Source organism: Ruegeria sp. G12 (assembly GCF_056533565.1).
This window is the reverse complement of the sequence record NZ_JBQFOO010000007.1, coordinates 140,024-153,572: the sequence shown is the minus strand read 5'-3', so window position 1 is coordinate 153,572 and position 13,549 is coordinate 140,024. Positions and strand designations below refer to the sequence as shown.

The following is a 13,549-nucleotide window of genomic DNA, read 5'->3' as shown; positions in this document are numbered from 1 at the left end:
CAAACTGTGCCCGCCTCCTCCAGCCGGCAGCAAAAGGATTCACCGCCCGCGCCGATTGCGTAAGAGTAAGACACGCGCAAAGCTTGCGGGTTCCCGCAAATTCGCGGCGGAAGTCCGCATGACATGTTCCCGGGCAGGCGATATAGTCACGTGTGCCGGACGCCTGAGGCCGGTTTCAAGAAGGGCGCGCACATGGCAGACCTTGCTTATTACCTGCGGATTTCCAATCATCTGGCAGGTAATCTGGACATCAAATCCGCGCTGCGCTCGGTCAAATCCGAGATCGACCGAATTCTGGAAGTGGATCATCTGGATGTCTGCCTGATCGACGAAAACGGGGCCCTGAACACCAGTTACGAGGTCGGCTTGCACACAAGCTGGAGCCGCACCCGCGCCCCGGCTGCAGTATCTCCGGTGCGGGACATTCTGCTGGGAAAATGCGACAGCCTGCTAACCGGGAATGCGTTGGAAGACCCAAGATACGTGTTCGAAGGGGCCGATGCCGGGCCGATCATTCGCCACAAGATGCGCAGCCGGGTCAATGTGGCGATGAAAGTGCTGGGGCGCACAATCGGCGCGCTGAACTGTTCGTCCAAGAAGCCTGATTTCTATGACGAGCATGCCGTCGAACAGGTGCGCAACATCGCAGATATCCTGGCCCCCTATTTCTATGCGTTGCGCGCGACAGAACAGGCCAAACGCGAGGCCATCATGCGCGCCGAGGTGCAGGCCCGCGAGGAGGGATTGCGGCAGGGCGCATCCAGCCTGACGGACGCTCTGGAACTGGAACGTCAACGTATCGGAATGGACCTGCACGATCAGACGCTGGCCGATCTGACCCGGATCAGCCGCGATCTGGAACGCTGCAAGTCGCATCAGGATATCGACGCCCTGCAGGCCAGCATGCAAAGCTGCATTCAGGATCTGCGTGGCATCATCGACATGTCGATTCCGTCTCTGCTTGAACTGTTCGGGTTTCAACACGCGGTCCGGACACATTTAGAACGCGCTGTCGGCGCGGACCAGCAGATCGAGATCGATGTGCGGGATTTGTCCGACGGTCTGGTAGATAGACTGTCCGAGGCCAGGCGCATTGCACTGTTCCGCATCACGCAAGAGGCCATAAACAACGCCGTCCGCCATGCGCAAGCGAGCGAGATCACGGTTGAAATCCAGTGCAACGGCGGCCTGTATCTGCGCATCAGGGATGACGGAATCGGTGCGACCCGAGATATTGATCAAAGGGTGTCTGGCGGCCTGACCCATATGCGGACGCGGGCCCAGTTGATCGGGGCGCAGTTTTCAATAGACCAATCCAGCGGCACCGAAATTGCAGTCAGCCTGCCGGTGTCCGAATGTGCAAACTCTGAGGGTGTGGAATGAAAGTTCTGTTGGTCGAAGATGACGCCATGCACGCGACCTACCTGAAAGAGATCGTGTCCGAAGCCCTGCCGGAAGCCACCGAAGTCAGCGTGGCGACCAACGGGCGCGATGGCGAGGTGAAGGCCCGCCAGCACGCGGTTGAAGCGGTTGTCATGGACCTGCGCATGAAAGAGCGCAATGGGATCGAGGCCGCCAGAACGATCTGGGCGGAACGGCCCGCGACGCGCATTCTGTTCTGGTCCAACTATTCCGACGAGGCTTATCTGCGCGGCATCACCCGGATCGTCCCGAAAGAGGCCGCCTATGGCTACGTCCTAAAAACCGCCAGCCCGTCCCGCATGCATCTGGCCCTGCGCGCCGTTTTGGTCGAGGCCCAGATCGTCGTCGACCGCGAAATACATCAGATCCAGCGCGATCAGAACCGCGCGGGCGAGGCCCTGACCGAGGTCGAACTTGCCATCCTGTCCGATCTGGCTTTGGGATTGTCGGACAAAACCATCGCGCAACGGCGGAAACTGGCATTGCGCACTGTGCAGAACCGATTGTTGTCGATCTACGAGAAGCTGGATGTAAACGATCTGCCGCTGGCGGGAACCGATGTTACAATCAACAAGCGTGTCAGGGCAGTGTCCAAGGCCATACGCGCGCAGATTTTGAATATCGAAGCGATAGCCGCAGCGGAAAAAGAACTCGGTGACTGGTTGCCCAGAGTTCAGTCGCACAGTGTGTGATTGTCTGTGCAGGGTTCCGTGCCAAAGTTTCGGTTGGCTGACCGAGGCTCACCGTTGCTGAGGTCAAGACGAAAGCAAGCTCGAAAGTTTGCCCGATCCCGCCATAAGCAAGGTCAGAAACTGCGTTAAGCTGTCCAAATCATGCCGCTGAGACGGGGCGTGAACGGACAAAGTCGCAACGAGTCTTGCATTTTCGTCCAGGACAGGAACGGCGACGGCAACCATACCCGGCATGAACTCTTCATTATCCGTCGAGTATCCGTCGTGGGAAATGCGTTTGATCTCATCGCGCAGCGCGTCGGGGTCTACTATTGTTTTTTCGGTGTTTTGGCTCAGGCTCCGGGCGGTAAGAAACCCATCCAGGGTGTTCCTGCGCAGCGTGGACAGATACATCTTGCCGCTTGCGGTGCAATGAAACGGAACCTGAGTTCCGATTGGCAACTGAATACGCAGCGGCCATTTGGTTTCGATCCGGTCGAGATAGATCATCCCTTCGCGGTCCGGCACGGCGAGGTTGCAGGTTTCGCCGATTTCATCCGCAACCCCGCGCAAAATCGCCAGACGGGCGGTGCGCAGATGTTCCGAGGACATCGTATTGACCGACAGCTGACGCAGTCGCGGGCCGGGGCCGAACGAGCGGCCATCCAGATCGCGTTGCAGGAATCCCTCGGCCTCGGCGGTTTGCAGCAGGCGGTGGATCGTGGGTTTCGCCAGACCCAGCGTGTCGATCAGATCCGACGGTTTTACCGCGACCCCGCGCCGGGCGACCTCTTCCAGGATCAGCAGCAGGCGCAGGTTTGTCGGTATCTGGGTGTCTCTTTCTGGTGCATCTGTGTCGGCCATCCCGCTACATTCTAGTTGTTTGGCAGCAGGATCAAGGCCAGATCAGGCACCAGCGACACCAATATCCACACCGACAGCAGCGCCGCCAGATACGGCACCGTGTAGCGCAGCAACCGGAAATAGGGCACGCCGGTCACGCCGGAAGCCACATAAAGGTTCAACCCGTAAGGTGGGGTGATGAACCCGATAGACGCGCCCACCAGAAAGATCACCGAAAAGTGGATCGGATCAACTCCGACTGAAGCCGCAATGGGGGCCAGAATCGGCGCAAGGATGATCGTGACCGGCAGGCTTTCCAGCACCATGCCGGAAAAGAACACGATCACCATCGAGGTGAACAGCACCGCATAATACCCACCCATGGACGTCACGAAATCACCGATGGTCTGTTGCGCGCCCAACAGAGACAGGATTTGCTGCATCACCACCGACACCGCGATCAAGGGGGCCAGAATGCCGGTGATCTGCGCCGACCGGATCACGATCGAGGGGATTTCCGGGATCGTGAACCCCTGAACCACCAGCATCTCGGCATAGGTTTTTTCGGTCGGCGGGATGTTGTTGCGGGCGCCCATTATGCGGTTGATCGGATAGCTGACCAGCCCGGCGATCACGCAGAAGCCAACGGTGACGCCCGCCGCCTCGGTCGGGGAAAACTTGCCGGTGTAGATCCCCCACAGGACAAGGCCGATGGCAAAGAACCCCAGCCATGCGCCAAAGGCGGTTTTCAGGATGCGGTTCAGTTGCAGCGGGATCAGATAGCCCCAGCCATTGAGGCGGCAGATGATCCAGCAGGCCAGTTGCATACCCATAACCATCAGCGCGCCGGGCAGAATACCGGCCACGAACAGCTCGGAAATGGGCAGGTTCATCAGGAACCCGTAGACGATGAAGATGATCGAGGGCGGGATGATGATCCCGACCGTACCACCCGCCGCGGCGGTGGCGGCGCTGAACCGTTCGTCATAGCCGCCCTTGACCATCTCGGGGTGCAGCATGGACCCGATCGTCGCCGTGGTGGCCGAGTTCGACCCCGAGATCGCCGCGAACAGCCCGCAGGCCCCCAGCGAGGCCATGGCCAGCCCGCCCCGTATCCAGCCCAGACAGGCATAGGCGAAATCGCTGAGGCGTCGCGCGATGCCGGATTTGTTGATCAGGTCTCCGGTCAGGATGAACAGCGGCATCGCCAGCAGCGCGAACCCCTTGTTGAAGACGTTCAGAAGCTCGGCCCCCATATTGTCCAGCGTCAGCCCCAGCACAAACGAGCAGCCGATGACCCAATAGCTGATCACCAGCAGAACCGGCACGCCCAGCATGAACAGAAACGTGACCCCGAGCGAGATCAGTGTGACCCATGTTCCGTCCGCCATCAGTCCGACCCGATCACAGCCTGCTGCAATAGCGGCTGCCCTGTTTTCCAGTTGTGAAAATCATCGGCCAGGTTTTGAAACACCCGCCCGACCATGAGGAAGAATGACAGCGGCGCGGCCAGAAGGAACCACCATTGCATGATGTTGTCCGTACCCAGCACGATCTGAAAGTTCGACGCGGACAGGGCCACCAGACGGGAGGTTGTCACGATGACGATCACCGCGAAGATGAACCACAGCACGGCATCCAGTATCAGACAGGCCAGTTGCCCGCCCCGCGGCATCGCGCTGCGGAACTCGCTGAAACTCAGATGCGTGCGCAGGCGGACATTGTAGGACGCGCCGAACCACGCCATCACCATGAACAGAAGCGGGGGGATGGTGGTTGACCACGGCTCTTGGTCGTTGAACACGAAACGGTCAATGACGCCCCAGAAGATGATCAGCGCAATCGCGAGATAGGAATAGACCATCACCGACCGTTCGAGGTGACGTTCGACAAAGGGCACCTTGCGGTAGATGAACATGATCAAAAGCCCGCCAAGTGCTGCGGCAACCGCGCCGACCGTCCAAGCGGCGTCGGATCGCAATGCCGATTGAATCTCGAACGAATCCTGGCTGGCGAGCGCGCTGAAGATCGCGCCGATGTCTGCCCAAAATGACATGAACCCCGTCCTCCCAGTCGGTGATTAGGGAACCGGCCCGATGATCGGGCCGGCTCAAGACTTTGTCAGGCGGTGCCCATCCACCAGCGGCGGGGTTCGACATTCTCGGGCAGGGTGTCTGCCGGGATCTCGCGCGCGATGTCGTAGATCTCCTGATAGGTGTCGATGCCACCGGCCCATTTGTTCAGCCGCTCGCGCCACTGCGCCCAGGGTTCTGGGTTGTAGTTGGGGGCACACATCTCTTCCGCCAGCTTGATCTGATCGTCAGGCAGGAACGCCGGGCGCACGCCGTTTTCGGCAAAGATCGTATCGGGCAGTTGCGGCTCCGAGAAGCCGACCGTGTTCAGAAGCGCCGCTTCATTTGCACCCTGGATCAGTGCCTGCGTGAAATAGGACGATTCCATCACCGCATCCTGCAGTTCGCCACCAAGCTCGTCAAAGACCTTGGCCGACATCGAGGTATGCTCGGTTCCGCAGAAGAACTTCAGGTTCACCGACTGCGATACCACCGGCGCCATATTGGCATAGGCCACGGCCGAGGCCCAGGTTTCGGCCCCGTCAATCAGCCCGGTTTTCAGCGCATCCAGTGTCTCTTCCCATGCCACCGGCACCGGGTTCAGGTTCAGCAATTGCATCGCGATCCTGCCTAGTTGGGTGCCCGTCACACGGTTTTTGGTGCCAAACAGCTCCTCCAGCTTGGTGACGGTCGGCTTGTCTGCAAAGGTCGAGCCCATCTGCAGCCCGCGCAATTCGCAATGGGTGAACAGGAATTTCAGCCCGTGCCGTTTTTCCAGCGGCTCGCGCAGAATGCGCTGGCTCGCCGGGCTGTAAAAGAAATGATACTGCGCTGCCCGGCTTGGGAACATATAGGCATAGTCCAGCACGTTCAGATAAGGCGCGCCACCGGCCGAGTTCTGGGTCGAGGCGGCGTAAATGTCGACGATTCCCTGCTGAGTCTTCTCGACACAGCTCAGCTGACCGCAAATCTGATTGTCCCCGATGAACTCGATACGAATCTCTCCGTCGGTGCGTTCTTCAAGATCCCTTGCGAATTCAATCGCACCTGCGCGTTCGATCAACAGGTTGCGGGTGTTGAATCCCGACGCACCGAATTTCAGCGTGTGCTTCGGTTCTTTCGAAAACCGTTTTTCATACGTTGATTCCGCCGCTTGCGCGAGGTTGGCAAGGCTCATCGCACCGCCAAAACCTCCTGCAGCCAGCAGAGTGGAACTCATGCCATACCGTCCGGCCACGCGGAAGAAATCCCTCCGCGAAATGCCGCTTAACTTCCGACCGATCTCCATTGCCATCCTCCCATATCGCAATTATTGAGACATTTTGTATCAAAAAATGCTAGCTTAATTCCTGCATCTTGCATAGAGTTTTTTTCAGCGACCTTGGGAGGAGGCGATTATGGAAGTTGATTATGCGGTCGTCGGAGCAGGTTCCTCGGGCTGTGTCATCGCCAATCGGCTAAGCGCTGATCCCAACACCAAAGTCGCACTTCTTGAAGCCGGGGGACCGGACACTAATCCGTGGATTCACATCCCCGTCGGGTATTTCAAGACCATGCACAACCCATCCGTCGACTGGTGCTATCGGACCGAGCCCGATCCGGGGTTGAACGGGCGGTCGATCGACTGGCCGCGCGGCAAGGTGCTGGGCGGGTCATCCTCGCTGAACGGTCTTTTATACGTGCGCGGCCAGAAAGAGGATTACGACCGCTGGCGTCAGATGGGCAATGTCGGCTGGGGCTGGGACGATGTGCTGCCGCTATTCAAGCGCAGCGAGGATCAGGAGCGGGGTGAGGACGCATTCCACGGCACCGGCGGCCCTCTGTCCGTGTCCAACATGCGCATCCAGCGCCCGATCTGCGACGCCTGGGTCGCCGCCGCGCAGGCTGCGGGCTATCCGTTCAACCCCGACTATAACGGGGCCGATCAGGAGGGCGTGGGGTATTTCCAACTCACCACCCGAAATGGCCGCCGCTGCAGCGCGGCTGTTGCCTATCTCAAGCCCATTCGCAACCGTAACAATCTGAACATCATCACCCACGCGCTGGTGACGCGCGTCACTTTGGACAGGAAGAAAGCGACAGGGCTGGAATACCGCGACCGGTCCGGCACTCTGAAAACGATCCGGGTGCGGCGGGAGGTCATTCTGTCGGGTGGCGCGATCAACTCGCCGCAGATTTTGATGCTGTCGGGCATTGGCGACCCCGATCACCTGACGGAAAACGGCATTGCGCCCCTGCATGCTCTGCTGGGTGTCGGCAAGGGGCTGCAGGACCATCTGCAGGCCAGACTGGTCTTCAAATGCAACGAACCAACCCTGAATGACGAGGTGCGCAGCCTGTTCAATCAGGCGCGCATCGCGCTGAAATACGCCCTGTTCCGCGCGGGTCCCATGACAATGGCCGCCAGCCTTGCGACCGGTTTCCTGAAAACCCGCCCCGAGGTTCAGACCCCCGACATCCAGTTCCACGTTCAACCATGGTCAGCCGACAGTCCCGGCGAGGGGGTGCACCCGTTTTCCGCGTTCACCATGTCGGTCTGCCAGTTGCGCCCCGAAAGCCGCGGCGAGCTGCGCCTGAACGGCCCCGATCCGGCGCAGTATGTCAGCATCGTGCCAAATTACCTGTCGACAGAAACCGACTGCAGAACCCTTGTCGACGGCGTGAACATCGCGCGCAAAATCGCCCGCCATAACCCTTTGGCGTCCAAAATATCCGAGGAGTTCCGGCCAGACGCGACCCTGTCACCGGACGACTACGCCGGAACATTGGACTGGGCCCGGTCGAACTCTGTGTCGATCTACCACCCGACCGGGACCTGTGCGATGGGGAACGCGGACAGCGCTGTTGTCGACCCCCAGCTGAAGGTCAGAGGCATCGCAGGCCTGCGGGTCGCCGATTGCTCGATCATGCCCGAGATCGTCAGCGGCAACACCAACGCACCCGCCATCATGATCGGAGAAAAGGCCAGCGATCTGGTTCTTGCGGACAGGTAACCGGTTCGCTTCCTAGGCAGGATCACAACCGGTGTCGCACTTCTGGACGCTCTTGCAGCGATGTCCCCGAGTGATCCAGAGTTTTGAAGTAGAGGGGATTGAGCGTCTCCAACTGAACTGAAACACCTCGCGACCCATGGTGCGTTGAAGCTAAACCCCTTCCCTCTCACATCGGACTCGTCCCTGCGCCACCGGCGATCTGCGGCATCGCAGCTTCAGCCGCAAAACCAGCTTAGCCAGCGGTTCAATATCGCGTGATCCACGGCAACGCCACGCCCGATCATGACTTCTTCCCGATACCAGTGGGAAACACCATACCGCAGGTAGAAACCGACCGCCTACGGGATCACTTCATTAGGGAAATGCGAGCATTCGACCGAGATCGGCCCGCGTGCAGCTACAAGAGCCATGGTCCACCCGACGGATAGTGGAAGAGTTTGTAACAGAACCCATTTGTTTCAGACTCTCAAATTCCCTCGACGCGATGTGAGTTGGCAGCGCGCCCATAGTCTGTTCAGCATCTTTCCATCTCAGATTTGGATAGGACATTCGCCATGATGATCAAACGCCGCCAATTCGTAAAGCTGGGGCTTGCTTCGGCAGCCGCACTCTCGGTCGGAGCACCCGCTGCATTTGCCGGGGACAAGGCACGCACCGGCAGTCTGTCCGGGCGTCGCGGTTATAACGTGAAGGGAACGGTCTCGGTCACTGGCGATACCGTCACACTCAAAAGCGACTACGTCTTTGATCCGGGCAAGAACCCGCCGGACATCAAGATCGGTTTCGGCAATGGTGAGACCTATGCCAAGGGCTCGAAGATTCATGACAAGCTGACCGTCAAGAAGGGCGAAGCCTCGTTCAAAATCCCAGCCGGGATCGACACAAGCAAGTACAACGAGCTTTATATCTACTGCGAAAAGTTCACCGTGATCCTGGCGGTGGCCCCGCTGAGTTAAGCGCCCGCTTACACACTTTGGAAAACCGCCCGCTGATGTGGGCGGTTTTTGTCGTTTTTCCCGGCACCTGAGGAGGGCAGATTTGTACCGTCAGGATTCCTTCTTTGATTTGTCAGGTTGGGGACAGGTCGGGCTGGCGTTGCTGAGCGCCGTCCTGTGTCTGCTGATGGTACTTCTGGCACGGCGCGCCTTGCGCCGTTTCCCGGTCTGGGTGCGGTTTTCAGGGGCGCTGGCGCTATTCTGGCTGTTTGTGTGGCTATCGCCGCAAATCTATTACATGTACTACCGGATGGTCATTCCGGATCTGCCTCTGCAATGGGTGATCTGGCCGCCCCGCGACCCTCTTAGACCACTGGAGATGCTGTTTTTCTCGTATGAACAGAACCTGAGCGCCCATGGGCAGGGCATCCTTGGGTGGGCGGTCATTCTGGCAGCCGTCCTGCCGCGTAGGCGCGTGGGTTGATCAGGGGGCTAGCTCTGTTCCTCGGTCGGTTCGATCTGGTCGAAAATGGCCGAACATATCTGGTCCATTTCCAGCGCAAAGAAGTTTTTGGCAGCCGCCTCGTTCGGATGGTAGGGGTCCTTGACCATGCCCTTCTTGTTCACACGGAAGTAATGCTTGTTGCCCTGGTTGGCTGCAACTGTCTCGGGCGTGGCACCGGGGACGAACGTGCACCGCAATCCTGTGACCTTGAACGCATCCATCAGGTTCTTTTGCGCCCGCAGACGCAGATCGACGATCTTCTTCTTGTAGGCAGGCGCGGTGGTCATGAAAATGCAGGGCAGATCGGGGGGCAGTTGCGCCTGCAAGCGCTCAACATCCCGGATAGCGGCTTCGGGGTTGTTGGCCCACCGCTTGGCCGAATTTCCAAGAAAGGACATCAAGATCAGTTTGGGATCATAGTACCCGTCCCTCAGCATTTCTTCGAGTGGTGAGGTTTTGGCCGCGCAGAACTGATATTCCTTCCCCTTGCCGATCTGCACATACTTGTTGCCGGTCGTGTTCACGAACCCATACGTGCCCGCGTTCACGTTCCATTTCGGGTCCACCTTGCAGATCGTGTCCTTTGACCGCCCGGACCGCGCGGTCCACGAGTCAATAGAACTGGACCGGACACCAATGACCCCGACCCGCATTTCCCCAAGCCGTTGAAGGTGCTTTTTCTGTCGCGCGTCGGGGCGGCAGTGTTCCTTGATATCGCTGAAGAATTCCAGAAAAGCCGGGCCCGACCCAAAGGATATCTGGCTGTCCCCGATAATCAGAATCTCGGGCGAGGTAAATTCCTCTGCGCTGGCCCCCGGAGTGGTGAAGGCCAAGGCGCACACAGTTGCGACCATCTTTTTGAACACCTGCATATCCCCCCTGCAGTTATTGCGTCTACTTCAGAGCCGAAAATACCGCGTCGCAGATTTCGGCCGTGTTGATGTCAAGGAATTCCCGAACCGCAGCCCGGCTTGGATGATGCGGGTCCTTGACCTTGCCCGCATCGTTGCGCCGGAAATAGGCAGGTTTGCCTTCGATCGCGGCGCGTGTCTTGCGGTTGAACCCTTCGACCACGGCACATTGCGTGCCCGCCTGCCGCAAGGCGCTGGCGATTGCGGTCTGAGCCTTCATCCGTTTGTCGTTGGTCTTTTTCAGATAGACCGGCACGCTTGAGATGAAGACGCACGGAATATCTTCCGGGATCTGGTCCAGCGTGCGGCGGGCATCCTGTTGGGCCAATTCGGGCGAATTGGCCCAGCGGTCGGCTGAATTGCCCAGAAAGGTCAGGACCAGCAATTCGGGGCTGTAATACCCGCCTTCAAACATCGCCTCAAACGCGGTCTGTTTGGGTTTGCAGAACTGATAGGCGTTGCCCTTGCCGATCTGTATGAACACTCGGTCGGGGTTGCCATCAATTCCGTAGGCCCCGGCATTGACCCCGAATTTCTTGTCGACATCGCAAATCGCGCCTTTTGCGGCCCCATTTGGTGTTGTCCAGGATTGCAACGAGGTCGAGCGGACGCCGATTGCGGCAGTCTCGCGGCTGCCCAGCTTGCCCAGTGCCTTTTTGCGTTGGGGCGTCATCTTGCACCGCTCGGCCAGTTCACCAAAGAACCGCAGGTATTCTTTGCCTGCACCGAAGGAAATCTGGCTATCCCCCAAGATCAAAACATCGGGCTGTGTCGCTGCAGGCTGAGCGTTCAACACTGAAACAGCGGCCAGCCAAAATCCCAAAATTGATACTCTGAGCGGTGTCACACATTCACCTTCACTTGCCGCGCCCGCTGCCGGATCATGCCCGGCAATTCGCGTTACAATGCGGGATCGTGCGGTGTAACACCAATCAATACCTGGTTATATCCGCCGCACTTGCCGTGATGATCGGGCGAATGTCAAAAACGGCCCGTCCTGTTGGGCTGCGGTGACAAATTGGCTTGTTCAGCCGGTTCGGCCTCGCTTAAATAGCCAAAACGAGCCCAGCAAAAACACTCATGACGATCGCCACTTACACATCTGTTTTCCTGCACGTGGCGGATCGTCTTCACCGGGTGTCTCTTTGGCTGTGCATCGGGCTTCTGGCGGTTTTGTTTGCAACCCAGCTGGCGGTTGTCGTGCTGCGGTATCTGTTTGCCGTTGGCTTTATCGAGCTTCAGGACTTCGTGCTATATTGTTTCGCCTGGCTGTCGATCTTTGGCCTCCCGGTCGCGTTGAGGCTGGACAAGCATGTGCGCGTCGACATTTTCCGCAGAACCGGAGACACGCGACTGGCGCGGCGTATTGATCAGGTCGCGTTCGTCGTTCTGGTTTTGCCGCTTTGTATCGCGACGCTCTACTACGCTGCGCCACTGGTGAGCTATTCCTGGTCGATCAAAGAGGGCGCGCGTGAAACCGGCGGGCTGGGCGGATACTTCCTGATCATGACGGGCCTTCCGGTTGTATGCGTGCTGCTAATGGTCCAGAGTGTGGCGCTTTTGCTGGATGGAACGCTGATCCACGGCAAAGAGAGCGACTAGATGGACGTATCGCAAATTTGGCTTTTGGTGATGGTTGCCGGTCTGATGGCGGGCATCTTGTCGGGCATCGCCGTTGTCTGGGTGCTGGCCGGGGTTCCGCTGTGCGTGGCGCTGATCGCCGCGCTGTTCGGGCATTTCGATCTGGGGTTTATCGCGGCGTTCCCACAGCGTGTGTTCGGCATCATGAACAACAGCCTGCTGATCGCCATCCCTCTGTTTGTTTTGATGGGCATATTGCTCGAACAATCGCGCCAGGCTGAAAAAATGCTGATGAATATCTCGGCGCTGTTTGGGCAAACCAAATCGAGCCTGGTTCTGGCGGTTCTTTTTGTCAGCACCTTGGTGGCCGCCTCGACCGGGATCATTGGCGCGACGATTGTGATGCTGGGTCTGATCAGCCTGCCCGCCTTGCTGAATGCCGGTGTGTCGAAACGCGTGACCAGCGGCCTTCTATGTGCTGCCGGCACACTGGGGCAGATCATCCCGCCTTCGATCGTTTTGATCCTGCTGGGCGATCAGATTTCCAACGCCTATATCGAAGCCCAGCAAACCATAGGCAACTTTGCCCCGGACCCGGTCAGCGTCGGCCATCTGTTTGCCGGAGCGTTGTTGCCGGGTCTGTTGCTGGTCGGCCTGTACGGCCTTTACATGCTGGTTGTCCTTTATGTCACGGCATCCCCGAGCGAGGTGCCTGCAGCCTCGCCGACCCCTAAGGCCGAGGGGTCCGTCACCGAATTGCTGGTGAACACCCTGCCACCGTTGCTTTTGATCGTGGCCGTTTTGGGCTCGATCCTGTTTGGGGTCGCCACGCCCACGGAATCTGCGGCAATCGGTGTTGCCGGGACCATTCTGATTGCAGCCAGCAGCCTTGAAAACGCACCGCGCCATCTGTCCCCGCTTTGTCTGCTTACGGTCGTTTTGGTCTTTGCCCTCTTCCTGATGCAGCGCGCCGGGCTGACGCGGATCGACTTCACCAGCGGAGAGCTGGTGTTCGATACCGGTTCACTAATCGCTGCGGCCATATTGGCGGTGGTCTGCCTGTGCCTGATCTATTTCTGCTACTGGCTGTTTAGGTCCGGCATCGGGCGTGTGGCGCTGAGCAAAACCGTAGAAGTCAGCGCGATGGTCTTTGGAATCATCATCGCGGCCAGCATGTTGTCCCTGGTCTTTCGGGGGTTCGAAGGGGATGACTATGTTCATTCCTTCTTCACCGATCTGCCGGGCGGGGTCTGGACGATGCTGGCCGTGACCATGCTGGTGATTTTCCTGCTGGGCTTTGTTCTGGAATTCGTCGAGATCATCTTTATCGTTATCCCCATCGTGGGGCCGATCCTGTTTCAGTCCGACATCAACCCGGTGTGGTTTGCGATCCTGATTGCGCTGAACATCCAGACATCGTTCCTGACGCCGCCATTTGGATTTTCGCTGTTCTACTTCCGCTCGGTCGCGCCGCCCAGTATCACAACCACAGACATCTATCTTTCAGTGGCCCCGTTTGTGCTGCTACAGCTTATCGCAATCGGGATCGTCATCGCGGTTCCGGGCATCGCAACCTGGTTGCCGACATTGCTGTTTAACTAGAACCACCACTCGAC

Annotated in this window: 13 protein-coding genes; 7 read left to right on the top strand and 6 right to left on the bottom strand. The window is 58.6% G+C overall.

Features of this window, described 5'->3' with window-relative positions:
- Positions 1-192: 192 nt before the first annotated feature.
- Positions 193-1,383: a GAF domain-containing sensor histidine kinase gene (locus ACR0JN_RS16355; protein ID WP_480887185.1), complete on the top strand. Its 1,191-nt coding sequence runs from the start codon at positions 193-195 to the stop codon at positions 1,381-1,383.
- The gene (locus tag ACR0JN_RS16350; protein WP_480887182.1) at positions 1,380-2,114 is read left to right on the top strand and encodes a response regulator transcription factor; all 735 of its coding nucleotides are present in this window, start codon (positions 1,380-1,382) and stop codon (positions 2,112-2,114) included. The genes ACR0JN_RS16355 and ACR0JN_RS16350 overlap by 4 nt, the downstream gene beginning before the upstream one ends.
- A gap of 63 nt (positions 2,115-2,177) precedes the next feature.
- On the opposite strand, the gene ACR0JN_RS16345 is transcribed toward ACR0JN_RS16350, so the two are convergent.
- The 4 genes from ACR0JN_RS16345 to ACR0JN_RS16330 form a co-directional block, all read right to left on the bottom strand.
- Entirely contained in the window at positions 2,178-2,957 is a 780-nt protein-coding gene (locus ACR0JN_RS16345; protein WP_480887181.1) for an IclR family transcriptional regulator, read from the bottom strand.
- Between the two features lie 11 nt (positions 2,958-2,968).
- The gene (locus ACR0JN_RS16340) at positions 2,969-4,327 is read right to left on the bottom strand and encodes a TRAP transporter large permease (protein ID WP_480887178.1); all 1,359 of its coding nucleotides are present in this window, start codon (positions 4,325-4,327) and stop codon (positions 2,969-2,971) included.
- The gene (locus ACR0JN_RS16335) at positions 4,327-4,992 is read right to left on the bottom strand and encodes a TRAP transporter small permease (protein WP_480816386.1); all 666 of its coding nucleotides are present in this window, start codon (positions 4,990-4,992) and stop codon (positions 4,327-4,329) included. Before ACR0JN_RS16335 ends, ACR0JN_RS16340 begins: the two co-directional genes overlap by 1 nt.
- A gap of 65 nt (positions 4,993-5,057) precedes the next feature.
- Positions 5,058-6,296, bottom strand: a complete 1,239-nt coding sequence (locus tag ACR0JN_RS16330) for a TRAP transporter substrate-binding protein (RefSeq protein WP_480887176.1) — start codon at positions 6,294-6,296, stop codon at positions 5,058-5,060.
- A 109-nt stretch (positions 6,297-6,405) separates the two neighbouring features.
- On the opposite strand from ACR0JN_RS16330, the gene ACR0JN_RS16325 reads away from it, so the two are divergent.
- From ACR0JN_RS16325 to ACR0JN_RS16315, 3 genes are all read left to right on the top strand, one after another.
- Positions 6,406-8,001: a GMC family oxidoreductase gene (locus ACR0JN_RS16325; protein ID WP_480887175.1), complete on the top strand. Its 1,596-nt coding sequence runs from the start codon at positions 6,406-6,408 to the stop codon at positions 7,999-8,001.
- A gap of 554 nt (positions 8,002-8,555) precedes the next feature.
- The gene (locus ACR0JN_RS16320) at positions 8,556-8,957 is read left to right on the top strand and encodes a DM13 domain-containing protein (protein ID WP_480887173.1); all 402 of its coding nucleotides are present in this window, start codon (positions 8,556-8,558) and stop codon (positions 8,955-8,957) included.
- Between the two features lie 82 nt (positions 8,958-9,039).
- Positions 9,040-9,420 (top strand): hypothetical protein, encoded by a 381-nt coding sequence (locus ACR0JN_RS16315; protein ID WP_480887170.1) that lies wholly within the window; start codon positions 9,040-9,042, stop codon positions 9,418-9,420.
- 8 nt (positions 9,421-9,428) lie between these two features.
- Here ACR0JN_RS16315 and ACR0JN_RS16310 read toward each other — a convergent pair whose 3' ends face one another.
- Positions 9,429-10,313 (bottom strand): SGNH/GDSL hydrolase family protein, encoded by an 885-nt coding sequence (locus ACR0JN_RS16310; RefSeq protein WP_480887167.1) that lies wholly within the window; start codon positions 10,311-10,313, stop codon positions 9,429-9,431.
- Between the two features lie 22 nt (positions 10,314-10,335).
- Complete coding sequence (locus ACR0JN_RS16305) at positions 10,336-11,175, bottom strand: SGNH/GDSL hydrolase family protein (protein ID WP_480887163.1); 840 nt, start codon at positions 11,173-11,175, stop codon at positions 10,336-10,338.
- 257 nt (positions 11,176-11,432) lie between these two features.
- Between ACR0JN_RS16305 and ACR0JN_RS16300 the strand changes: the two genes are divergently transcribed.
- A complete protein-coding gene (locus ACR0JN_RS16300; protein ID WP_480887160.1) occupies positions 11,433-11,954 on the top strand; it encodes a TRAP transporter small permease subunit in 522 nt (173 codons plus the stop codon).
- A complete protein-coding gene (locus tag ACR0JN_RS16295) occupies positions 11,955-13,535 on the top strand; it encodes a TRAP transporter large permease (RefSeq protein WP_480887158.1) in 1,581 nt (526 codons plus the stop codon).
- Positions 13,536-13,549 lie beyond the last annotated feature (14 nt).